Origin of the sequence: Moraxella catarrhalis (assembly GCF_001656295.1) — a bacterium.
GTDB lineage: Bacteria > Pseudomonadota > Gammaproteobacteria > Pseudomonadales > Moraxellaceae > Moraxella > Moraxella veridica.
Window position 1 is genome coordinate 1 of record NZ_LXHE01000014.1, and the last position, 23,696, is coordinate 23,696.

A 23,696-nucleotide genomic window follows, 5' to 3' on the forward strand; every position below is an offset into this window, starting at 1 on the left:
CATCAAAACCGATACCGAATCTACGCAGCACTGGGGACGCGATTGGACAGTACACTTTAGCACCGATTGCCAGGCGGTGCTATTTCCAAAGAGTACCGAAGAGGTGGCAACCATTGTCCGATTGGCTAATGAGCATGGCACGCCCCTGGTCCCTAGCGGTGGTCGCACAGGTCTGTCGGCTGCGGCGGTGGCATCAAAAGGTGAAGTGGTGGTTAGTTTTGATAAGATGAATCACATTGGGCAGTTTTATGATGCCGATCGTATGGTAGAAGTCGAAGCAGGTGTCGTGACCAAGGCTTTGCAAGAGTTTGCCGCAAGTAAAGATCTGTACTATGCGGTGGATTTTGCGTCATCTGGCTCAAGTCAAATTGGCGGCAATATTGGCACCAATGCTGGCGGCATCAAAGTCATTCGCTATGGCATGACGCGCAATCAAATTTTGGGCTTGACCGTCGTCACTGGCAAGGGTGATATTTTAGAATTAAACGGCGGTATGCTTAAAAACGCCACAGGCTATGATCTTCGCCATCTGTTCATCGGTGCCGAAGGGACGCTCGGCTTTGTCACCAAAGCTTTGATCAAGCTTGAAAAACAGCCAGTAAACTTGACCGCCATGGTGCTGGGCGTGCCTGAGTTTAATAGCGTTGTGGCGCTGCTGGATCGTTTTGGGAAGGCGCTGAGCTTAACCGCTTTTGAATTTTTTGATCAAATTGCCGTTGATAAAGTCATCGCAGCAGGTCACACCAAAGCACCTTTTGACAGCCAAGCACCCTTTTATGTATTGCTAGAATTTGAAGCGATGACAGAAGAAGTGCTGGATTTGGCGATGAGCGTATTTGAGCAATGCGCCGAAGATGGCTTGATCATTGATGGCGTGATGAGCCAAAGTGTCGGTCAGCTTCAGGAGCTTTGGAAATTGCGTGAAAGCATTTCTGAAACCATTTCAGTGTTCACCCCTTATAAAAATGATGTGTCAGTACTGATCAGCCATTTGGCAAACTTCATCAGTGATATCGAACAGATCGTCAAAGACAATTATCCAGATTTTGAGATCTGCTGGTTTGGACACATTGGTGATGGGAATCTGCATTTAAATATCCTAAAGCCTGCCAATTTAAGCAAAGATGAGTTCTTTGAAAAATGTCAAACGGTCAATACCTATGTGTTTGATACCGTCAAAAAATACAAAGGTTCCATCTCGGCTGAACATGGTGTGGGCATGACCAAAAAACCTTATCTGACCTACACACGCACCCAGACTGAGATTGACTATATGAAAGCCATCAAAGCCGTCTTTGACCCCAATGGCATCATCAATCCTGGGAAGATTTTTGATTGAGTTAATATCCTACTCATGTCAGATTGGGGAAATAGGTAAAACAGCTATAACCACCTATAAACCAAAAAATTTATCAAATGATTGTATGTCGTCATTCACGCCGATAAGATACACTTAATATCAATTGCAATGGTTTCTATGCTATCTTTGAATAAGAAATTCAAGACATTCAATATAGCCAGAAGTAATTATAATATAGCAAAAAAATTAAGTTAGGTGAAAACTATATATCGAATAAAATAGCATAAACATTCATTCTGTGTGTGAAAAATTAGGTAATGAAAAAACCCTAAGCCTTTGATTTGCTTAGGGTTTATGTTAATGTGTGGTTATGCTTGGTAATAGGTATGGTGGAGATGGCGGGAGTTTAAGTAATCTTTTAACACATTGATTTTTAATAAAATATTTCTAAATTCAAGAAATAAATGTACCGAAAATGTAACTAATTATCATAGATCGCGGTACAAGATCAGTCTGTTTAACCACTGTGCTCGAGAAGATCATAATCTTTAAAGCGCACCAACTCTTCGCCTGTCAGTTCGTTTAGTGCAGATATTCTACGCTGCATCGGCAATATCTCATTATACCAAAACATCTCTGAGGCGTCCTTAATCGAACCAAATCCACCACTATTGACGGGTACAATCCCCATCAGCTGGGGCGGAATGCGCAAGCTGCTTAACACATCATCACGTGTTATATTCTTGATTGTGCCAAAATCATCTTTGGCAGCAATCTCAGAGACAGGGATAATCTGAATGCCATCTTTTTTACCGTTAGGACTGTAAAAGAATAAATTGCGAAAATTGCCTGGCCCTTTGGATTCTTTGAGTGCCTTGCGTAGTGCATCGATGTCGTTTGGATCGTTGGCAGGATCATTCACATATAAGATAAAACCTGCATGACTACCATTGTTGTAGTATTTGCGTCGAAATAAAGTTGCTGATTCATTTAGCCATGCGCTTTGCAAGGTCGCAAAGTACTCAGGTGCGCCATATACTTCTTGGTTTATGTCGCATTCTTTGACATGATGCACACGGTTTTTAAATTTGTACTCATTTTTGCCAAGTTCGTCATTGTAGAGCATCCAAAACTCACCGTCACGACCACGGCGCGTATATTTTGCAAGTGCTGGACGGTATTCTATGACACCACCACCGACGCTGCGAATCTCTTCAAGATAGGCATTACCACACCATGTAAAATCAAGCGCAATTTGTTCGAATGACTTGCGACTCAAGCGTTTTGATGGGATAAATAAATTCGCTAAAAAATTGCGCTTAAAAACAATCCCGCTTGACAGATACGGCATTGACTTGTAACAGCGCGAGAGCGCATGCAGATTCGTCGGCGGCTCATACCATCTACCATTATAATAACATTCTACATAGTCGAAAATCTCACGCCCTGAGAGTGGCTCAGGGTCGCCAAAAGTAAATGCTTGGGCGTGTGGGGTGATTGTCATATTCATCATTCCTATGCTAAATTCTTAATAATCTCTCGTTCGCGCTCGGACAGCTGCCATTCAATAATATCTATTTTATCTATTTGAGCTTGTTTGGCTTTGGTTTATTGTTGGCTTGTTTTCATCAGCTTATCTCCATAAATCCGGTGTTGTTCGTTGTTTGGCCAGCAAGCGGCTCATGGTGCAGTGCGTGCATCAGCGCCCAAGCTAGGTCAGCATGTCCGATATCTTCTGAACGTGCAGACACAAAAGTCATCTGTCTTTGGCTGGCGGTTAATGTTTTTTTGATACTCATCAGGCTTTGGGCGAGGTCTGTATGACCTGCGTCAAACTCAAGTCGCCCATTTTTGACCACATCCCACGCCTTGAGCACTAACTGTGTCTTGACCTCGGGCGAATAGTTAAAAGTGGTCAGCGCTGGGTAGAACTCTCGTACGAGCTGCGCGACACCTGTTCCCATCCCAGTGCTGTCAATACCAATATAAGCAACATTGTAGCGATGGGTGACGCCTTGGATGACTGCAGCTTGGGCTGCGAAGTCCATGCCCTTAAATTGTTGGCGCTCAAGCACTCGAAACTTGCCATTTACCACCGCTGGCGGTGCAACGACCACAAGCCCTGCACTATCCCCTGATTCTGCAGGATCATAGCCAACCCATACAGGTTTATTGCCAAATGGGCGTGCATGCAGAGGCTTGAAATCTTCGCTCCACATCTCCCAGCTATCGACCATACATGGCTGCAACATGTTTAGCGGAAATACGCTTTCACCGTCATCAACGAATTCACACATCAAAAGATTGGCAAAATCCGCCGCTGAGTATTCAAACTTCAGCTCGTCAATGTCAAATAAATCACAGCCACCATTTTGAGCATCCATGATGGTGACAATCTGACGCCATAGCTTGTCTTCACAGTGCTTGCCATTCTTGAGTGCGTCATGACTAATGTCAATTTTTAGGTGCTTTTCTTTTGGCTTACCCTTGTTAAACCTTGAACCCGTCCAGAATGTATAAGCTTCGTGCGTGATGGTTGAAGGTGTAGAAAAATAAGTTTTGCGCCATTTTTTGTGCATCGCCATACCTGATGCCACTTTGTTCAGCTCATTAAAGCCATACACCCAGAAGAATTCATCAAAATAGAAATTGCCGTGATGACCCTGTGCCGTGCGCGCGTTCGTGCCTAAGAATGTCAAACTTGCGCCATTGGATAGTACGATTGGATCACCTGAGAGCTCTACCCCACAGGCTTCGTGAGCAAACTGCTTGATATATTCTTTGAAAATGTGCGCTTGGGCTTTTGACGCTGATAAAAATATCTGATTGCGTCCCGTCGTGACAGCATCGATCAATGCCTCACGAGCAAAATACCACGTCGCCCCAATCTGACGAGACTTGAGAATGACGCGCGTGCGTTCGCCGCCCGCCTGATACCAAGTTCGCTGATAATCAAATAATGATTCTTCAAAGGCGATAATAAGCTTCTCTACTGCTTCGTCATCGAAGGTGTTCGCCTTACGTTTTTTTGCCTTGCCACGCTCTGATAGCTTGGGGTTGAGATCTGCCTCATTGCCATCGGCTCGATAACGCTCTAGGCGTGCAAATTCTTTATAATTTTTGAATAACTCGGCAAGCTCTTTATAGTCGCCTGACGTCTTTTTTTCTTTCATAATCAGGGTCATCAAACGCATCTGTAACGCCTGTTCGACGCGGTTCGTGCCATGAATTTCGTCCCACTTATCGCGGTGCTTCCAGCTTGCGATGGTGTTCTCATTCTCACCAATGGCGGCGGCTATGTCTGCGTTGCGCCAACCCATCCACCCTAAGAATTTGGCTTTTAGGCGGTTATCAAGTATCAGCTCAAGATTAGCAACATCAGACATTGGCATAAGAAAAATTTATCAAAATATACTGCATTATGCCAAAGCCTATCGTTAGCTTGGCGCTTACATTGTTGTAAGAGCAGGTCTTACAACATGACGCTATTGTCGCAGAGGATAATCAAGGGGTAAATTAAGCCAAACCCTGCAATTGGAGATATTATGAAATGGTATAGAGTGGCCGTCGCCGGCCAAACGACCGATGGGCGTGAGATCGCCGCCGAGTGGATTGAACAGATGGCGGCAAGCTATGATCCGAATGTCTATGGCGCACGTATTAATGTCGAGCATTTTCGTGGCTTTATGCCAGACGGTGATTTTGGTGCTTATGGCGATGTGCTGGCGCTCAAAGCTGAAACGATTAAAGTCGGTAATGAAGATAAATTAGCACTATTTGCTCAAATCCTTCCAAATGACAAGCTCAAAGAATTAAACGCCAAAAATCAAAAAATCTACACATCAGTGGAGATTGATACAAACTTTGCTAAGACTGGCAAAGCATACTTGGTGGGCTTGGCAGTCACGGACAGCCCCGCAAGCCTAGGTACCGAGATGCTTAAGTTCGCTGCAAATGCGCAAGTCAATCCGCTGGCACATAAGAAACAGTCAGCAGACAACTTATTCACCGCTGCCATCGACATTGAATTTGATTTTTCAGAGCGTAATGCAAGTCTGGCTGACAGCATCGTTGCCAAGCTCAAAGAATTCTTCAGTGAAAAAGAGCAGGTAACACCACCTGAAGACACACAAGTGGACACCGAAGATACAGAAAGCGAAGCGCAGGCACACTTTGACAACATTGAAGCGACCGCCACCGCAGTTGCCGCTGTGATGTATGAGATGCAGGCAGATTATCGTGCGGATGTTGAGCGTCAATTTGCCACACTGACATCTCAGATCGAGAAGCTAAACGCGCAGTTGGATATTATCCCACAGCACCCTGCCCGACCTGATGCGGTATCTACTGAAAACACCATGATTATTGATTGCTAAGGAGCAATAAGATGCAAAATACTACACGTGAAATTTTCAATGCCGCTATGAGTCAGCTGGCTGCGATTAATAAAGTGGCAACCGTCAGTCAACAGTTCACCGTCGAACCCTCTGTGCAGCAGACTTTAGAGACCAAGATTCAGCAATCCAGCGAGTTTTTGTCAAAAATCAACATCTATCTGGTGCGAGATATGAAAGGCAAGGCGGTAGGTATGGGCATTGCGCGCCCTATCGCATCGCGCACAAATACGGACTCTGAAGAGCGCACACCGACTGACCCAACAGCACTAGATGAGCGTCAATACGAATGTCATAAGACAGACTTTGACACCGCCATCAAGTACGCAAAGCTTGACCAATGGGCAAAATTCCCCTACTTCTATAACCGCTTTCGTAATACGATCATTCATCGCCAAGCGCTTGATCGCATCATGATCGGCTTTAATGGTAAATCTGTCGCTTCCAAAACCAACTTAGACAGCAATCCGAAGCTTCAGGATGTCAACAAAGGCTGGTTACAAAAGCAGCGTGAAGAAAATAGCGCCCGCGTACTAAAAGAAGGTAGCGAATCTGGCAAAATCAGAATCGGCAATGGTGGCGACTATCACAATCTGGATGCGCTGGTTATGAATTTGGTTGATGAGATGATTGATGAAGTCCACCAGTCAAACCCTGACTTGGTTGTCATGACAGGTCGCAAGATGGCGGCGGATAAATATTTTCCGCTAGTAAATAAGGAGCAGCCAAACTCTGAAGCATTGGCGGCTGATCTCATTATCAGTCAAAAACGCATGGGCAATCTACCTGTGTATACCGTACCATTCATGCCAGACGGTGTGATTCTTGTCACCACTTTTGACAACCTGTCAATCTACGTACAAGAAGGCGCACGTCGCCGCACTGTAATTGACAATCCACGCCGCGATCAAATTGAGAATTTTGAGAGCAGCAATGAAGGATACTTTATCGAGGACCTAGGTCTGTGTGCGATGGCTGAGAACATTGAGCTGGTCGCATAAGGAGGTTGCTGATGAATTTGGCCCGTGCGCACTTTCTTAAGCATGCCGCTACTCAAGCCGCTACCAAAGCGGCTGAGTATGGCGAGATGCAACACGCCACTGTCTATGAGCTGATGCTCAGACAGCTGGCAAATGATAAGCACAGACTCAAACAAGTACAAAGCACTGAGCTAAAAATCGCGCTCAAATCACAGATTATCGCTGACTATCTGAGTTATGCTCAAGGTGTCGTAGCGTCTGATTCTGGCGTGCAAGATGAGGTATTGATGTATACGCTGGTATGGCTGATTGACCTGCGTCAGTACAGCGACGCCCTGCCAATTGCATACTATGCCATCAAACACAATTTGATCATGCCTGATGCATTCAAGCGTACAATAACGACGCTGATTGTAGAAGAAATCGCAGACAATGAGCTGAAACTTATCAAAAGCGGTCAGCCTGTCGACATTCAGACACTAGAGAGTCTGCATGAGTTTATCTCAGGTACAGATGCCGTCATTGATATGCCTGATCCAGTTCGTGCCAAACTTTATTTAGCCATCGGTAAGCACTATCTTGCGCGCGCCAAAGACGGTGATGCCGTCTCTGCATCCTCTGCGGTCGATGCATTAAGCCTAGCGCTATCATACGATGACCGATGTGGTGGCAAAGCAGACCTAGCAGCCGCCAAGAAATTAGCCGCCTAGCGGCACTAGCGTGCCTCGCACCACACGGGTCTGCTGATGGTTTGATTTATGATTTATCAATAGATCACTGCCTGTCAGCCGTTCCCGTGTTTTTTATTTTATGGGGTGAGATATGAGCCTAATTGCCAATGGCAAGATTGAAAATACAACGGTGGTTATTGCTGATAAGCTTTTTCCACCTTTAAGCGTCAAGCGTGTGCGTGATTTTCTGCGTACAGACAGCTCTGTGACAGATACTCGACTGATGCAACTCATTGGCGAAGAGCTGCTTGATGTGCAGCATATTCTTTTATCACGACTCGATAAGTTTACACTAAGCGAAGCGCAGGAGGTTTGGTACTTCTCAGCAGTGGCCAATGGCGTCGGTGCCAAGGTCTGCGAGATATACCGCAACTATGATAGCACAAACAAAGGCGATGCCAGAGCGCGCGATATGAGCGCAACGATTGATGAATATCGCCGAAACAAACAGTGGGCACTATCTAAGCTGATTGGCCGTAACCAGACTGTGGCGGAGCTTATCTGATGCAACGCGTGATATATAGCAGGCTTCATGACAGCATCGATGCAATCAGCTACCGCTATTATGGCTCATCACGAGTAGAGTTAATACTGTCAGCCAATCCACGCATTCATGAACATGGTGCGATATTACCTATTGGCACGCCAGTCATCATACCACCGATGATTGTTGATGCGCCAAAAAAACAAACAATTCAATTATGGGATTAAGGAGACAACGATGGCCGAACCATCTACTACGAGCGCAGCAAGCGTCGCTGCCATCATGAGCGCAACAGCATTTTTGCCGTTTGTGAATGGTGATGCGCTCTTAGGCTCTGTGCTTGGTGCGGCATTATTCGCCACCACCAAGAAAGACCTAAAACCGCTATCACGCCTTGGCACACTATTACTATCCACAGGGTGCGGCTACTATATTGGACCTGAAGTGATTGAGCATAGCTTTATTGATGGGGAGGCGTTGGCGTCAATGGTGGCTGCAATGTTTAGCTTACCAATTTCACTAAAGATGATGGGGTGGGTCGAGGTTGCTGCGCTGACTGACATCATCAAACGACTAAAAGGAGGGATGTGATGTTTGAATTTATCGCCATTTTGTTAAATGTCGCTATCGGTGCGCGCTTGACTTGGTTTGAACGCGGTGAGAAGCGTCACAGTCGGCGTCATGCGCTGCTTGCGGCGCTGATGATTGCTGCAAGCCTTGCACACGCAGTATATATTGGCTTTATTTCGCATTCTGTCACCTTATTTGAGTTGGTTTTTTCAGCCATTTTTGCTTATTTAGTATGGCAGTCTAAAGGTAATGTGGCACGACTTTGGGAGGTATAAATGCTTTTAAAATATGGTAAAAAAGGCGAAAAAGTCGCCCACTTGCAGAAGCTACTCAATGACCACGGAGCAAGCCTGGCCATTGATGGTGATTTTGGTGCTAAGACCGAAAGATCTGTACTGGCATTTCAAAAGTCGCACAATCTGGTCGCTGATGGTATCGTCGGGGACAAGACTTGGTCAATGCTACATGGCCGGAGCAGCCCAGTCCGCCAACTATTATCATCTGCAGACTATGAGGCAGCAGCTGCGCGACTCGGTGTCACCATCCCTGTCATTCAGGCATTTGCTGCTGTAGAGAGCGCAGGGGCAGGTTTTGATACTCATGGCAAACCAAAAATCCTATTCGAGCGTCATAAGATGTATGCTCACCTAAAAGCGAAATACGGACAAGTGGTGGCAGATAAACATAAGACATTGCGCCCTAATATCGTGAACACCGCAACAGGTGGTTACAAAGGTGGCGTAGCGGAACATGTGCGTCTAAATATCGCGGTCACCATTGATGCAGATTGCGCAAATATGTCTGCAAGCTGGGGGCAATTCCAGATCATGGGTGAAAATTGGCAGTCGCTCGGCTATGCTTCCATCAGCGAATTTGTGATGAAGATGCACGAGTCAGAAGCAGCTCAACTTGATGCGTTCGTGCGGTTCATCGAGCATAAAAAGGGGCTATTAGCTGCTCTACAAAAAGGCGAATGGAGCAAAGTGTTCTTGTACTATAACGGCCGAAACTATAAGAAGCTCGGCTATGATGTGAAGTTTACGCGTGAACTGCGGCGCTTAGAGATGCTACACAATGAAAAAACCTAACGACCTACGCGATCATCTGCTATCATCCTTGCCAGTGCTCGCTGACAACCCCGACCGCCTATTGATATTCGTCGATGAGGGGCGCATGGTGAACACGCACGCCAATGGGCTATCTTTTGAATATCGCTATACACTTAATATCATTATTACTGATTTTTCAGAAGATATGGCGGTGCTGACTCTTGCGATATATGCGTGGCTGCGTCTAAATCAGCCTGAGCTACTCGCAAACTTAAACAAGGCTGCCGATAACGTTAAATTTATCGCTGACATCTTGGATAACAGCCGCGCCGATCTATCTATCACCATTCCGCTGACTGAGCGTGTGATCGCTAAGGTTAATGACGGCGAACAGCTAACTATCGACTACCCGCCTGAGCCCCACGCTACACGCCCATCAGAGTCGCGTCTGATGCGCATCGTGGACGCCAAGACGGGTGATGTTCTTGGACAATTCCCCACTGGTACAGAAGAACAGCACTGGATGATGGAAATGCCATTGGTAGATCTGCGATAAGGTTAGATATGAGTGACATTGAAGTACTAAGCGAACACTTACAGCGAATGGTTGAGAACTTGTCGCCTGCAGAGATAGACAAGTTAAAAAAACGTCTCGCGATGAAATTGCGTCGCTCACAGTCTAAACGAATCGGCGCGAATCAGAATCCTGACGGCTCATCCTACGCACCACGAAAGCCGAGAACCTATCGAAACGGCAAGCCAAGAAAGCAAGTGCGCAGTAAAATGATGAAAAGAATCAGGCTGGTAGCCAATATGTGGACGGAACACACCGCCGATGGTTTCTATATCGAGCCTAAAAATCGCGTGGCAGGTATCGCAGCAGTGCATCATTTCGGCTTATCTGCGCGCATCGGTGGCGGTAAAACGGTATCACACGCACAATTCCCATCGCGCAAGCTGCTTGGATTTAGCCAAGAAGATAGGCAGATGATACAAGAAGAGCTGATGGATTACATAGAAAAATTGTGACTTACTTCACAGATAACAAGCTCCGATTTTATAATAAAACCTGCCACTACGGCAGGTTTTTTTTGCATTAATGCAAGCCTTTTAAATACACGGTTTTACCACCTTTTTTTACGGCGGTAAGTAGCTGTCCGCGTTGGCGTCCGTCGGGGTGCTTGTATCCCAGATGTATCCAGCTACGCAGTGCATCTGGATGCTCCAAAATCAGCTGATCAAAGCGAATGCCACGCCGTGGCAGCTCTGACGCAAGAAATTTAGCAATCTGCCGTGTGTTACCAAACTTCGGTGCGACGAAGTCAATCGCAAGACCGTGACTATGCGCAGATGTTTGCGAGCCATTCACTGCGCGATTGAGCGCATGGCTACGATAGCCGCTATTGACACGCATGGCGACGCCAAGTAGATCACGTACTGGCTGCCAGAGGCGGTGCGTGGCTTCAACCAAGTTTGCCTTGTGCTGCGTGCTCGGTGTGTTCTTGATACCGCGCTCGATCGCTGTATCAGAATGAATCAGCTCAAGCAAGTGAAAGTTTTTTGATATTTGCATTTTACCCCCTTTCGTCTTTAGTTATCTCATATAAATCATTTGGGCTAAACCGCCAACCGCCTGTCTTACCAAAGATGGCGTTATAGCACCACTCGCTACAAAAATACTTACTTGTATGCTGCCTTAGCCCAAAAACCACACCAAGCGCACCAAGCAGGTCATAGCCCGATCCTGTAGTCGCGCCAAAATATTGTTTTACTTGCGCAGGCGGTATATCTATGGGCAAGATATCCCATTTATCATCAAGTAGCATCGTCTTACGCCGCACGCCACCATCACGAATGCTTGATGAGTAACAGTGATAAATATTACCCTGCACCTTAATAGCGATCTCACAATGGCTATATTTGCCTTTGGTTATAAAGCGCGTGATGCCATCACACAAACGATGACCCACTTTATCCGCGCGCCCGTGATAGCACGCCAAATAGACTTTATTGTCCATGCGTCCGACTCCATCCTGTGCTATAGTCATAATCTAGCGGATCATCCACCTGCATCATCGCCAAGCGGTGGCGTTCAGCGTTGGCGAAGTCGCTTTGTTCTTCAGCAAGCATCGTCATCGCAATCTCATTGAGCAAATCTTTGGTCATCGGCACAAATTCGTTATCCATCGTTTTCCACATCAGATTATCAGGCAGGTTTGGCAAGACTTGCAGGGCGAGATACTGCGTGCGAGAGCTGTCATCGTTATGAAACCATTTGCCCACGGATTTGATATATACGCCCCCGCGGGTGTTGGCATGGCGTTTTTGTTTGATGGCTTCCCAAACTTGAGCTTGTTTACTTTCTATAGACTGCACCGCTTCAATGACTTTGATTTCTCCATTAGTAAATTGAAGTTCGCCATGAAAACTGTCGTGATATTCAATCGCAAATTCGCCACGACTTACCAGATCTTCACGATCAGGCTCAAAATCACAACTTGCGATGTTTTTTCCAGAAGCATTAAAGATATAGAACATTACCTCACTCCGATAACGATATAATTAGCAACCCCTGCCACAAAGTTAGTTCTACTGCCATAATTCCCAAGATAAGCACCGACATGAACAACTCGCCCATTAGCCCAACACTCAAAGCCATAGTGAAAATGCCAACCATTTTCATTAATATCCCAAGCGGCTTTATCGGGATTATCTTTATTGACTGATACCATGAAGCGGCACTGTGACTCACTATATCCAGAGGGTAGTGGCAATGTGCCACCATGATTAATCGTCCCAGTGAGCACACTGATTTGAGATTTGACAAACGCTGTGGTTGCCACCGTAGTATCATTAGTTGCAAAATGAGGGGTAGGTGCTTTGGGCGAAGCATCAAAAGTTTTAACGCCATAAATAGTCTCACTGCCATTTCTAGAGACCCTCCTATTGGCATTATTATCAGCGGCAAAGGCCAGATCATAGGCACTTTTAAGAGCATTTGCAGTCGCTGCTTGGGTGGTGGATGTGCTATCAGTGGAGTTATTGAGCTGCACAATACCCGCAACCGATGTTGTGGCTGTGCGAATAGTACTGTAAAGACTGATATTTGATGAACCGTCAAAGCTTGCTGAGCCCGATAGCGCCCCAGTCAATGAAATGGTGCGGGCATTTTGTAAGCGAGTTGCACTACTGACATTATCGGTGGTGGCAGCCAATTTTTTCCATTCATCCCAGTATGAATTGTAAGTGCGTATCCAAACATTGGCATTATGGGCTTCTTTAAATGTTTGTATGACACCATCAGTTTGTGTAATCTCCAATGAAAACGCACGATTGACAGGTGTATTTCGAATATTGGTAGCGTGCGAGCCTGAGCTGCAATAATAATATCCAGGCCGTGTATAATTATTTAGATCACCAGTGGTGATTTGTGAAGCATTTGTAATGACATTGGTTTTATCAAGCTTGTTGTCGTTTAGTAACTTAACCGTATTGGCAGTCGCTGCTTGGGTGGTGCTTGAGTTGCTCAAAGAGTTACTCAATAATACAACGCCTGAACTTGACGTGCTGGCACTTGGAACCCCAGTGATTTGGCTCCAAGGGTGAGTGTGATGGCTTGGATTGAATGAGCTTGGCTTATTTGTAATGTCATTCCAATGATGAATATGATTGGCATTAGCTTTGTTGTTGAGCTCCGACTGCAGCCCACTGATTTGACTGATAGTATGGGTATGGCTAGACGGGGGAAATAATGAAGGTTTACCTGTGATACTGTCCCAGGTCAAACTGATGCCATTTGCAGATGCTTGCGCCTGGTTGGCAAGGCGTCGTACTTCGCCAAGTGCATATTCAGAAGCAGCCTTTGATTTGTCTGTACCGTCGGTTAGGTGAGAAAGCATGACGACGCCTGAACTTGACGTGCTGGCACTTGGAACCCCAGTGATTTGGCTCCAAGGGTGAGTGTGATGGCTTGGATTGAATGAGCTTGGTTTACCTGTGATACTGTCCCAAGAATGCGTGTGAGTAGCAGGTGGATAAGTAGCAGGTTTATTTTCAATATTAGACCAAGTTAGCGCAATACCATCAATAGACACTTGCGCCTGGTTGGCAAGGCGTCGTACTTCGCCAAGTGCATATTCAGAAGCAGCCTTTGATTTGTCTGTACCGTCGGTTAGGTGAGAAAGCATGACGACGCCAGCTTGGGCATCTGTTGCTTTATCGATGGCATGGGTGTGACTGGTGGCCGTTACTGCATTGGTGCTGGTTGCGGTGATTTGCGACGGTGTGCCCAGTGTCAGTGTGCGGTTAGCTTGTAGCGTGCCACCGCCTGTTAGGCCGTTGCCTGCTGTGATATTTGTGGTTTTTTCCGCCTTATTATCCTGCAAAGCCTTGCCCTGTGCCGCCGATAATGGCTTGTTAGTATCGGTGGCGGAGAGTGTATTAATGACTTCATTATGATTAACAAAATTATCCTCTGCCCATTTTCTTGTAACATATACTAGCGAATTATCGAGCGTGACATTGATTACACTGGCGTTCTCGACAGCAATCACTACCCTAATACTCATTTCACGAGCACTACCTTCGGTCGCAGAGGGTTTATAAGTGGCAGGAAAAGATCCGATCGCAATCAATGTATTGCCTGCATACAAGCCAATTTCTCGTACGGTGTAACCGCCTGATCCAGAGGGAATGATAGCGTGAATTTCAATCCAGTTTCTATTGGTATGATGTGGTTCAACTTGATTGACATTCACGCGCACCTTTTCGGCAATTAAAGCGGTGCGGTCGGCACTGGGTGTAGGTATCACACCGCCGCCATCGCCTAAAGCAAGATGGGTGATGGTGACTTTGGTCGCGTTTTGACTTGCGGTAGCAAACTGTTCTTTGCCGATATTGGTGATAATTGTGTAATAGGTGCTCATATGGCCTCTTTGGGATAAATAATGGTCTCATCACCCATATGTAGTGCCACACCTAAATAGATGATGGCCTTTGGTGTTAAAGTGATTTGTAAATTTTTTAGATGGCGACTGACTGGTTTGGCATCATTAATCAGCCGATTTATCTCTTGATAAACAGACTCGCTCAATTCACGACCCGCTGTAGATAGCTCAAGTGTAAATGAACCAGCAGGCAAAGGTGGCTTGGTTTGCCACCACTCGGTAAATTTTGCCTCATAGCCAAACTTACTCAGAATCTCACGAATGGCTGTAATGGTACCTTTGATTTGATGACCGCGAAACGATTGCCCAATCAAAGCACGCTGTAAGCTTGGCTGCCAAGCGACATCCCACGAATCCACTGAATATTGCCAAGCTAGAAAAGACAAAAATTCAGCTGGTGCATCATTTGGGCTTGAAAGCGTATCAATTGGCGCTGCCAGTTCTGTGTTATTTGCCATCTCAAGCGTGACCCGATGTTCGAAGTCAGTCGAATTCGGCGGCAATAAATCATTAATAATGACCACCTATCCCCCTAGTGATATTTCAATATTGGTGCAATACGCCGCCTGTGATGAGCTGATCTCGATGTCGGCAGCTGGCTGTATCAACTCAACTCTCGCTACACCGTCAATATGCAGACAGGCATACAATGCCGAGAGCCTGACTGATCGTCCAATGCGTGCGCGCGCATAGACATATTCACGCACTAGATTTTGAGCAGTGGTAAGTGCTGTGGCAGACTCAGGATTATTATTCGTATGAATTTTGGCGACGACAGCATAGTCAATAATCTGAGCGCTCTGTACCGTAACACGGTCGCCAATGGGTCGTACCGATTCGGCGCTAACTGCCTGAGTGACGATATCCACGAGCTCCTGGCTTGCTGCACCATTTTCGCTATCCCCTTGTAAAATTGTGATGGTCACTACCGCAGGTGACGGGCTAACCACCGTAACATCAGCGACACGTCCATCAGCCGATAAACAATGATATTTATATGCCGCTTCAGGGCCAGCCACCGACAGCCGATCAAAAGCGCGCTGCACACGCAGACGAAAAACTTCATCAGATTCATAAACGGCAGGTTCTTTATCTGTCGCAGGTTTTGTAATCAGCCGGACAACATTAAAATTGGCTGCCACATTATCCAAGTCCGATCCTTTTGCATAAGCCAGCAATGTAGACTTAGCTACTTGATTAATACGATGACGTAAGATCATCTCACGATAACAGTTTTCCTCGATAAACTTGGTCAGAGGCTCGCTTTCTCGGTCGAGTAGCGCCCGGATGGCTGGTTGTTCATGCGCATCGAATCTTGAAATCAGCGCGTCTTTTCTAACTTGCAACAGCGATTCATACTCTAAAGCCTCAATCATTTGAGGTGGAGGTAGCTGCTTGAAATCAATACTCATATCATCTTCCTAGGTCTACCGATAACGTCACAGCTTCTCCTGAGTCACTAAATGACGCGTCAATATTGACAACAACTTGCCCATGACTCATGCGCTCAATGCCCACCTGCTCAATGACGATGCGGTCCTCCCAATCATGTAAAGCGCTATAAATGGCGCTGTAGCACATCAAAATCACAGCATCATTAAATGGCTGATCAATCAGCTCTGGCAACAGTGAGCCGTACTCACGCCGCATCACTCGGCTACCAATCGGCGTAGTCAAAATATCGGTGATTGATTGGCGGATCTGATCGACATAGTCGATTTTTTCGCCGTTATTTCTGCTTATCATGCTATCGCCGCCGATGTTGGTTTACCATCACCTTGTTCGATGTGCTTGTGGTTTTGGACGCTGATGCTACCTGCCACGATATCGCCTGTTGCCTTGATGGTGCCATTGATGGTCGCACCGCCACCGCCACCTGTGCCACCAGCCAATGATCCTGATATGTTCAGATTGCCGTTGATTTTGGTGTTGCCATTGATGGTCGCACCGCCTGACGCATTGATAGTGATTCCGCCTGATGCGTTAATGGTGGTGCCACCATTTGCTGTAATGACAGCCGTGCCACCTGATGGCAAGATCGCCGTCAGAGCATGGGCAGCGGTGTCGTAGGTGATGGTCGCGCCATCCTCAAAATGTCTGGTCTTGATGTGGGCTTGGGCAGCTGGTGCTGGTGCTTGGGTCTGATACAGCCCCATGATGACCACAGCTTGCATCATTTCACCACCAGGAGCGAGCACCACCACCTGCTCACCTGCAGTTGGGGCGTCCCAAGTGCGGTCGGTACCGGCTCGCAGTGTCAGCCACGGCAGGGGTGCGGTGACGATGCCGCCACAGTCCACAATACAGCGTGCTGCAGCATGGTCGACACTGGCGACAGTGCCAATACGGATCAGGTTCTCTAGCCTTCTGATAATATCGCTCATGGTTATATCCGTTTGTCTTTTTCGCCATTTTTATAAAAAATTAAACGCTATTAAAGTTCGGTTTGTTGTGAGTTGGCGTCTTACAACAAAGCACGATAGCGAAAGGCGGTGCTGTTAATTATTCTAATTAGCAACCTAACACCAGGAGAGAGCTATGACAGATTATCATCACGGCGTCAAAGTCTTAGAGATTAATGAAGGCACTCGTCCGATTCGGACCGTGGCCACAGCAGTAATCGGACTGATTGCCACTGCGGATGATGCAGATACAACCACTTTTCCGCTTGACACAGCGGTACTGCTGACAAATGTACAGGCCGCCGTTGGCAAGGCGGGCAAAAAAGGCACACTCGCCAAGTCACTACAAGCCATTGCAGATCAAACCAATGCCATCACCGTGGTGGTGCGTGTGGCAGCCAGTGACGAAGAAGAAGCCCAAACGGCGGCCGTCGTCGGCGGTGTTGAAGAAGGTAAATACAAGGGTATTAAGGCGCTTTTGACTGCCGAAGCCAAATTTGGTGTCAAGCCCCGTATCTTAGGTGCGCCAGGTCTAGACACTGCCGCTGTTGCGACTGCACTGGGCGCTGCTGCCCAGCAGCTGCGCGCATTTTGTTATGTTTCGGCACACGGCTGTAAGACCAAAGAGGAGGCTACCGCGTTTCGTGATGCACTGGGTGGGCGTGAGATTATGGTGATTTGGCCTGATTTCTTGGCATTTGATACCACATCGAAAAAAACCCAGTCAGCACCCGCGGTTGCCTATGCTTTGGGACTGCGTGCCAAAATTGATCAAGAGCAAGGCTGGCACAAAACCCTATCCAATGTCGTGGTTAATGGCGTTGTGGGTATTGATAAAGATGTCTACTGGCAGCTACAGAGCTCCGCTACCGATGCTGGCTATTTAAACGAAAAAGAAGTCACTACCTTGATTCAGCGTGACGGCTTTAGATTCTGGGGTTCTCGTACTTGTACCAAAGATCCATTATTTGCATTTGAGAATTACACGCGCACCGCGCAGGTCTTGGCAGACACCATCGCCGAGGCGCATCTTTGGGCAGTGGATAAGCCAATGCACCCAAGCCTAATCCGCGACATCATCGAGGGCATCAATGCCAAATTCCGTGACCTAAAGGCTCAAGGCTATATCATCGACGCTAATTGCTGGTACGATCCAGAGCTCAACACCAAAGAGACGCTTAAAGATGGGCAGCTACGCCTGGATTATGACTACACGCCGGTACCACCGCTTGAGAACTTGACACTTCGTCAGCGTATCACTGACAGCTATCTGGCTGAGTTTGCAAGCCGAATCACGGCATAAATAAAAAACCGCCAAGTTGTGCGGCTTGGCGGTTTTTTGGATTTAAGCTATCTGTGTGATAGAGAACATGAGCCTATTCAATGAAGGTGGATCATACATTTTCTAAGCTACCTATGCGGTAGGAAGTAGCATTATAAAGCAAAATCCATAGGAGTGGTAGCACTTCTATGCACCCTAAGTAATCATAAATCAGGAGCTGATCATGGCTTTACCAAAAAAATTAAAACTGATGAATTTGTTCAATGAGGGCAATTCATACATGGGGCAAACAGGCGAAGTCACTTTACCAAAGCTCGCCCGTAAATTCGAGGATTGGCGTGGTGGCGGCATGAACGGCACCGTCAAGGTTGATCTAGGCTTATCAGACGATACCAACGAATTTGAGTGGAAATTGGGCGGTATTGATAGCCAAGTGCTTGAGCAGTTCGCCACGCCGACTGTGTCAGGGGTGGGTTTGCGTTTTGCAGGCTCTTATCAGCAGGACGACACGGGCGAAACCACAGCGGTGGAGATCGTCGTACGTGGTCGCCATGAAGAGATTAACCTCGGCTCTGCCCAATCGGGTGAAGACACAGAAGTCAGCATCAAGACCATTTGGAGCTATTACAAACTGACTATCAATGGCAAGGTGGTCATTGAAATTGACATCCCGAACCTTGTCGAAAACGTCAACGGCAAAGATATGCTGGCAGAGCATCGCAAGAATATCGGTGCTTAATATGCAAAAAAGCCCAAGCGGACAGGCTTAGGCTTTTTCTAGATTATCCTTTCGATGCAAGGACAACCATAGATGAATTTTAACATAAAAAGCAGTAACAATGTCAATATAGGTGGAAAAATGAGCGAACAAGGTGCAGATAAGGCAGGTTTAATCCAAGCGATGGCTTGGCTGATTTTCGCAGTATGTGCAGGTCTCGGCGTGCTTATTTTTGCCATCAAATTTTAAGGAGCTAATCATGACAGCGCTTGTCACCCCCTCAACCAAAACCATCACCCTTGAACATGGAGTGAAGCTTGGCGATAACATCATCACCCAGATCACTATCACCAAGCCATTGGTGAGCCATCTAAAAGGTGTCAGTCTCACCAAGCTCATCGATATGCAGCTTGATGAAGTCGCAAAAATCATTCCACGCGTCACCAGCCCGATGATTCCACAGCAAGCCTTTGACACGATCGAGTTTACCGACTTTTTACACCTGTGCGGTGAGATCTTGGGTTTTTTGACGAATGCGGCGACCGAGGCTACCCCAGACGAGTAGAAGAAGTGATTGCCAATTTGGCGGTGGTCTTTGGCTGGACGCCTGCCGACTGTGGGGAAATGACGGTGGGCGAGCTGATGATGTGGCATGAGCTCGCCATTGAGCGGCAAGAAGCCAAACTTTAAAACGCAAAATGCCCAAGTCAGCGATGGCTTGGGCATGATTATGATGGATGTCGCTTGATCATGAGCAGGTCTGGCAAAACACTCAGCGCAATCAATAAAATTTTTGATAAATCAAATAGGCGAACCTTGGTGATTAATTAAGTTATAAGAATATAGCAGCAGCCAAAACAATCAAAGCAAGCATCATAAAGATGGTGCAAGCCATTACCACAAGCGAACCAAACAACCCTAGGGAGCGGCGGGGCGATGGAGTGGATAGGCGCACAGCTCGCTCGGCGTTGCTTTTTTGTAGTCTATCAAGCTCGTCAAATGATTTCATCAGCGCATCGTGCTGGCGTCGCATTTCGTTGATATCTAGCCCCATAGCATTTGTTCCTTTTCTATTCTGTTAGCATAAACCATAGGTGGCTATATGTCAAAGCTTCAATTATCCGTTGATTTATCACTTAATGACAAGTTATCACAGGCGCTAGAAAAAGCCATTAAGCCTGCCCAAGAGCTGAGCGACCAATTTGATGACCTAAAAAAATCGGTAGAAAAATTCAAATTGCCCGATATTGACACCAGTGCTTTTGACAAGCTCAAAGACGAAGCCCAAGGCGTCATCAAAGAAACAGAGCGTCTAAGCGATGAACTAAAAAAATTAGACAGTCTTAAGCTAAAACTAGATCGCTTCGAGAAAATTAAAAAAGACACCCTTGATGCCAGTACTGCGCTTACCCAACACAAAAAATCGATTGAAGCACTTAAGGCTCAAATGGCAAGCGGCAATGCTGATAGTGCAATCAAAAAACAACTCTCTGAGCTAGAAAAAGAAGCCAAAAAGCTTCAAAACACGGTGGAGAAAAATACGCCGATGCTCAAGAAAATGCGCCAAGAGCTTAATAATGTGGGACTTGGTGGCATGAAGCTGTCCGAAGCTCAAGCCAAGGTGGCAGCAGACATCAAAAAGACCGAAGTCGCCATCGAGTCACAGCAAGGCACGCTTAACCGTATCAATAACGCCTATGGTAACCATGCCACCGCTGTGGCAAAAGCCAAAACCGCCCAAGAAAAGCTTGAAAAGCAAATAGAACAAACGGGCAAAAAGATTGAGCGGCAAAAAGCCATCATCGAAAAAGCCCAAAAAGCCCGTGAATATGGCATGGAAGCCTTGCGTGTAGCTGGCTCAGTGGCAGGTAGTGCAGGCTTAGCGGTCAAGGCATATGCCGATAGCCAAGATGCCGAGACCACGCTTAGAATCTCCATGATGAGTGACGATGGCACCGTCGCCAAAGAATATAAAAACATCGTAAAGCTTGCCGAGAAAATGGGTAACAGACTGCCCGGTACAACGGCAGACTTTAAGCAAATGATGGCAGTTCTAGTGCAGCAGGGCATCAGCTTTCAGTCGATTTTGGACGGTGTGGGTGAGTCTGCAGGTAATTTGGCGGTACTGCTCAAGATGCCTTTTGACCAAGCGGCGGAGTTTGCTGCCAAACTACAAGATGCTACCAAGACGACCGAAAAAGATATGATGAGCCTGATGGATACCGTCCAAAAAATGTACTATCTTGGCGCGGATTCAACCAATATCTTGGGCGGCTTTAAGAATTTATCATCAAGCATGAGCGTGATCGGCAAGCAGGGCAAAGAGTTTGTCGATACTGTCGCACCGCTCATCGTCATGGCAGACCAAGCAGGGATGAATGGCGACAGTGCAGGGAACGCATACCGTAAAATTTTTCAAAAAATGATGGACACCGATATCTTTAACGAGGCGTTCAAAAATGCAGGTGTTAATATAAAGTTCGACTTTACCGATGGCAAAGGGGAGTTTGGTGGCTTTGAGAAGATGTTTGCTCAGCTCTCTCAGCTAAAAGGGATTGATACCGAAAGACGTATCCAGATATTGTCAGATGCTTTTGGCAATGACGCTGAGGTCGCCCAAGCTCTAAATATCATGATTGAAAAGGGTCAAGCGGGCTATGATGAAGTGGTCGCCAAGATGGCACGCCAAGCAGACATTAATCAGCGTGTGCAAGCACAGCTTGGTACGCTGCGTAACTTATGGGATGCTGCTGGCGGTACCGCCACGAGTTTGATGGCTCGCGCAGGTGAAGCACTCGCCCCTTGGGTTGAGTCATTGACAAAGTGGCTCACCTCGCTTGGTGAGAAGATGGGCGATTGGATTGACCGCCATCCAAAGTTGTTTGATGGAATTGTGAAATTTGGTGCAGTACTGGCAGGCGTTATTACTGTCATAGCGGCTTTGGTCGTGATTATCTCATCGGTGGTTATACCAATTGCCGCGCTTAAAATGTCATTTTTGACGCTTGGCGGTTCGCTTGGCGGTATCGGCAAGGCAGTTGCAGTATTTGGCGGTGCTATCGCCAAGATAATACCCCTATTGGCGGGCGGCCTGGGTAAGGGTCTTATGCTGGTTTTGACAAGCTTCGGCAAATTGGGCGGTTTGATGCTAACGGCCTTTAAAGGCTTTCTACCACTGGCTGCACCATTACTGCTCAAAATCGCATTGATCGCCGGTGCTGCCTTTTTGATTTATAAATTTTGGAAGCCGATCAAGGCATTTTTTGCAGGAGTTTGGGATGGTATCAAGGCGGCGGCTGAGCCTATCATGCCGATTTTTGAAACCATTGGTAATGCCATTCAGCCTGTGCTCGATTGGCTTGGACAGTTCTTTAACCTCACTCAGGTCGGCGAGGGTAGCGCGCGCAGTCTGGGTCAGACTGTAGGCGGATTTTTGGCTAAGTCATTTATGATCGCAACCCTGCCACTGCGCACACTTTGGGCAGTAGGCAAGTGGGTGTGGGATAAGCTAACAGGCTTATTTAGTGGCACACTATCAATCGGCGATATTTTCGCCCCACTTCGTGAGAAGTGGGATGGCTTAATGTCTAAAATCACCGAGTATAAAGACAAAGCCAAGAGTTTGTGGGAAGAGTTCAAAGGCTTATTTACCATCGGTGGCGATACAGGTGCCGGCGGTAGCACTTCAAGTGATAGCGGTGGTTTCTTCTCATCTTTAGCATCAGGTTTTGAGGCGGCGCGCCAGAGCATCAGTGAAAAAGCTGGCAGCATGTGGGAATCAGCTAAAGCGAAGTTTGATGAGGCGAGGCAATCACTACCCGCCAAGGCTTCAGAGATCTGGAACTCAATTACATCTAGCTTATCGGGAGCTAATGGCATCAACGTCATTGCAACCATTGGCACAACAATGCAGGGAGTAATCGCTGTCGTCTCCACTGCCGCCCAAGGTGTGATAAATATTTTTGGCGTGATGGTTACAGGGATAGGGACAATACTTGCCACAGTGCCGATGATAATCAGCACGGCATTCATGGGGATTGACGCTGTTGTTGCTGCATCGGTGGCCGCCCTACCAGCTGTAATCGCTGTAACTCTAGCCGGATTACCTGTGATGATGGCAGGTATATTTATCGCATTGGCAGCAACGACAGCGTCTGGCATGGCTGTTATTGCACGCACTATCACCGCTCGCATGGCAACAGTCATCAATACCATGCGCTCAGGGTTCACTAGACTGCGCAGTGTGACCGCTCAAGGTTGGCGCAGCCTGGGTAGTGCCATGAGCGGCAATCCAATTCTGTCACGACTGCAGTCAGCCATGAGTGCGGCATTAAGCTACCTGAATGGCGTCAAGGGACGATTTTTCGTCATTGGTCAAGATATTGGCAATGGTTTAGCATCAGGTATTGAGTCAAGTATTGGACGCGTCCTTGCTGCAGGTGCCCGGCTAGCGGCTGCAGCAGAGCGTTCCGCTCGCATTGAGTCTGATACGCACAGCCCCTCACGCAAGATGGCGGCGGTCGGTTCTGACATGGCAGCAGGTCTAGACATGGGCCTAACACGTGGATTCATGCCATTACTTGGCAATTTCACTCGAAATATTGGACTATTACAACAACCTGTCAACACTCAAAGAATTGTACCAGTTAAGACTCTAGCACCTGCATCAAAAGGTAATGCAGTCAGTCATTATGCTGGTGACACTATCACGATTAATATCAATGCACCAAGCGGTGATGCACGAGATATCGCTGACCAAGTTCGTGCTGTCATCGAAGAATACGAGCGCAAAAAAGCCAAGCGCACACGCCAATCATTCACTGATAGATATTAGGAGTAC

Annotated in this window: 27 protein-coding genes; 16 read left to right on the forward strand and 11 right to left on the reverse strand. The window is 46.9% G+C overall.

What is annotated here, in order from left to right; genetic code table 11:
- Window position 1 precedes the first annotated feature (1 nt).
- Window positions 2–1,339: an FAD-binding oxidoreductase gene (locus tag AO382_RS05985; protein WP_081261378.1), complete on the forward strand. Its 1,338-nt coding sequence runs from the start codon at window positions 2–4 to the stop codon at window positions 1,337–1,339.
- A gap of 478 nt (window positions 1,340–1,817) precedes the next feature.
- Here AO382_RS05985 and AO382_RS05990 read toward each other — a convergent pair whose 3' ends face one another.
- Both AO382_RS05990 and AO382_RS05995 read right to left on the reverse strand, forming a co-directional pair.
- Entirely contained in the window at window positions 1,818–2,804 is a 987-nt protein-coding gene (locus tag AO382_RS05990; RefSeq protein ID WP_064619004.1) for a phage portal protein, read from the reverse strand.
- A gap of 124 nt (window positions 2,805–2,928) precedes the next feature.
- The gene (locus AO382_RS05995) at window positions 2,929–4,692 is read right to left on the reverse strand and encodes a terminase large subunit domain-containing protein (RefSeq protein ID WP_064619015.1); all 1,764 of its coding nucleotides are present in this window, start codon (window positions 4,690–4,692) and stop codon (window positions 2,929–2,931) included.
- Between the two features lie 153 nt (window positions 4,693–4,845).
- Here AO382_RS05995 and AO382_RS06000 point away from each other — a divergent pair, with 153 nt between their 5' ends.
- From AO382_RS06000 to AO382_RS06045, 10 genes are all read left to right on the forward strand, one after another.
- Window positions 4,846–5,676 carry a GPO family capsid scaffolding protein gene (locus AO382_RS06000; RefSeq protein ID WP_064619018.1) on the forward strand — a complete coding sequence of 277 codons (831 nt, stop codon included), beginning with the start codon at window positions 4,846–4,848 and terminating at the stop codon, window positions 5,674–5,676.
- Between the two features lie 11 nt (window positions 5,677–5,687).
- The gene (locus AO382_RS06005) at window positions 5,688–6,695 is read left to right on the forward strand and encodes a phage major capsid protein, P2 family (protein ID WP_064619021.1); all 1,008 of its coding nucleotides are present in this window, start codon (window positions 5,688–5,690) and stop codon (window positions 6,693–6,695) included.
- A gap of 11 nt (window positions 6,696–6,706) precedes the next feature.
- Window positions 6,707–7,384, forward strand: coding sequence for a phage terminase small subunit (gpM, locus tag AO382_RS06010; RefSeq protein ID WP_064619024.1), 678 nt, complete (start codon window positions 6,707–6,709; stop codon window positions 7,382–7,384).
- Between the two features lie 112 nt (window positions 7,385–7,496).
- On the forward strand, window positions 7,497–7,910 hold the full coding sequence (locus AO382_RS06015) for a head completion/stabilization protein (protein ID WP_064619026.1): 414 nt from the start codon (window positions 7,497–7,499) through the stop codon (window positions 7,908–7,910).
- Window positions 7,910–8,116, forward strand: a complete 207-nt coding sequence (locus tag AO382_RS06020; protein WP_064619029.1) for a tail protein X — start codon at window positions 7,910–7,912, stop codon at window positions 8,114–8,116. The genes AO382_RS06015 and AO382_RS06020 overlap by 1 nt, the downstream gene beginning before the upstream one ends.
- 10 nt (window positions 8,117–8,126) lie before the next feature.
- Window positions 8,127–8,480: a putative holin gene (locus AO382_RS06025; RefSeq protein WP_064619032.1), complete on the forward strand. Its 354-nt coding sequence runs from the start codon at window positions 8,127–8,129 to the stop codon at window positions 8,478–8,480.
- A complete protein-coding gene (locus tag AO382_RS06030) occupies window positions 8,480–8,734 on the forward strand; it encodes a phage holin family protein (protein ID WP_064619036.1) in 255 nt (84 codons plus the stop codon). The genes AO382_RS06025 and AO382_RS06030 overlap by 1 nt, the downstream gene beginning before the upstream one ends.
- Complete coding sequence (locus AO382_RS06035) at window positions 8,735–9,547, forward strand: N-acetylmuramidase domain-containing protein (RefSeq protein WP_064619038.1); 813 nt, start codon at window positions 8,735–8,737, stop codon at window positions 9,545–9,547. It abuts the gene before it with no gap.
- Entirely contained in the window at window positions 9,534–10,064 is a 531-nt protein-coding gene (locus AO382_RS06040) for a phage tail protein (protein WP_064619041.1), read from the forward strand. Before AO382_RS06035 ends, AO382_RS06040 begins: the two co-directional genes overlap by 14 nt.
- 8 nt (window positions 10,065–10,072) lie before the next feature.
- A complete protein-coding gene (locus tag AO382_RS06045; protein WP_064619044.1) occupies window positions 10,073–10,537 on the forward strand; it encodes a phage virion morphogenesis protein in 465 nt (154 codons plus the stop codon).
- A 67-nt stretch (window positions 10,538–10,604) separates the two neighbouring features.
- On the opposite strand, the gene AO382_RS06050 is transcribed toward AO382_RS06045, so the two are convergent.
- From AO382_RS06050 to AO382_RS06085, 8 genes are read right to left on the reverse strand one after another with little or no spacing between them, the layout of a single operon-like run.
- Window positions 10,605–11,081 (reverse strand): D-Ala-D-Ala carboxypeptidase family metallohydrolase, encoded by a 477-nt coding sequence (locus AO382_RS06050; protein WP_064619047.1) that lies wholly within the window; start codon window positions 11,079–11,081, stop codon window positions 10,605–10,607.
- Window position 11,082: 1 nt separating this feature from the next.
- A complete protein-coding gene (locus AO382_RS06055; RefSeq protein WP_064619050.1) occupies window positions 11,083–11,526 on the reverse strand; it encodes a hypothetical protein in 444 nt (147 codons plus the stop codon).
- Window positions 11,516–12,046, reverse strand: coding sequence for a DUF4376 domain-containing protein (locus AO382_RS06060; protein ID WP_081261380.1), 531 nt, complete (start codon window positions 12,044–12,046; stop codon window positions 11,516–11,518). The genes AO382_RS06055 and AO382_RS06060 overlap by 11 nt, the downstream gene beginning before the upstream one ends.
- Complete coding sequence (locus AO382_RS06065) at window positions 12,046–14,433, reverse strand: phage tail protein (RefSeq protein WP_064619053.1); 2,388 nt, start codon at window positions 14,431–14,433, stop codon at window positions 12,046–12,048. The genes AO382_RS06060 and AO382_RS06065 overlap by 1 nt, the downstream gene beginning before the upstream one ends.
- A complete protein-coding gene (locus AO382_RS06070; RefSeq protein WP_227513641.1) occupies window positions 14,430–14,978 on the reverse strand; it encodes a phage tail protein I in 549 nt (182 codons plus the stop codon). Before AO382_RS06070 ends, AO382_RS06065 begins: the two co-directional genes overlap by 4 nt.
- Window positions 14,979–15,866, reverse strand: a complete 888-nt coding sequence (locus tag AO382_RS06075) for a baseplate J/gp47 family protein (RefSeq protein WP_064619056.1) — start codon at window positions 15,864–15,866, stop codon at window positions 14,979–14,981.
- 1 nt (window position 15,867) lies between these two features.
- Window positions 15,868–16,200, reverse strand: a complete 333-nt coding sequence (locus tag AO382_RS06080) for a GPW/gp25 family protein (RefSeq protein ID WP_064619058.1) — start codon at window positions 16,198–16,200, stop codon at window positions 15,868–15,870.
- On the reverse strand, window positions 16,197–16,838 hold the full coding sequence (locus AO382_RS06085; RefSeq protein ID WP_064619061.1) for a phage baseplate assembly protein V: 642 nt from the start codon (window positions 16,836–16,838) through the stop codon (window positions 16,197–16,199). The genes AO382_RS06080 and AO382_RS06085 overlap by 4 nt, the downstream gene beginning before the upstream one ends.
- Before the next feature lie 154 nt (window positions 16,839–16,992).
- Between AO382_RS06085 and AO382_RS06090 the strand changes: the two genes are divergently transcribed.
- The 4 genes from AO382_RS06090 to AO382_RS06105 all read left to right on the forward strand — a co-directional run bounded on the left by AO382_RS06090 (window position 16,993) and on the right by AO382_RS06105 (window position 19,546).
- Window positions 16,993–18,159, forward strand: a complete 1,167-nt coding sequence (locus AO382_RS06090; protein ID WP_064619064.1) for a phage tail sheath protein — start codon at window positions 16,993–16,995, stop codon at window positions 18,157–18,159.
- Window positions 18,160–18,361: 202 nt separating this feature from the next.
- The gene (locus tag AO382_RS06095; protein ID WP_064619066.1) at window positions 18,362–18,877 is read left to right on the forward strand and encodes a phage major tail tube protein; all 516 of its coding nucleotides are present in this window, start codon (window positions 18,362–18,364) and stop codon (window positions 18,875–18,877) included.
- 238 nt (window positions 18,878–19,115) lie between these two features.
- Complete coding sequence (locus AO382_RS06100) at window positions 19,116–19,421, forward strand: phage tail assembly protein (RefSeq protein ID WP_064619069.1); 306 nt, start codon at window positions 19,116–19,118, stop codon at window positions 19,419–19,421.
- A gap of 5 nt (window positions 19,422–19,426) precedes the next feature.
- Window positions 19,427–19,546, forward strand: a complete 120-nt coding sequence (locus AO382_RS06105; protein ID WP_064619071.1) for a GpE family phage tail protein — start codon at window positions 19,427–19,429, stop codon at window positions 19,544–19,546.
- Between the two features lie 142 nt (window positions 19,547–19,688).
- Here the strand turns inward: AO382_RS06105 and AO382_RS06110 are convergent, their stop codons facing one another.
- On the reverse strand, window positions 19,689–19,910 hold the full coding sequence (locus tag AO382_RS06110; protein WP_064619074.1) for a hypothetical protein: 222 nt from the start codon (window positions 19,908–19,910) through the stop codon (window positions 19,689–19,691).
- A gap of 48 nt (window positions 19,911–19,958) precedes the next feature.
- On the opposite strand from AO382_RS06110, the gene AO382_RS06115 reads away from it, so the two are divergent.
- Window positions 19,959–23,690 carry a phage tail tape measure protein gene (locus AO382_RS06115; RefSeq protein ID WP_064619076.1) on the forward strand — a complete coding sequence of 1,244 codons (3,732 nt, stop codon included), beginning with the start codon at window positions 19,959–19,961 and terminating at the stop codon, window positions 23,688–23,690.
- The last annotated feature ends 6 nt before the right edge of the window (window positions 23,691–23,696 follow it).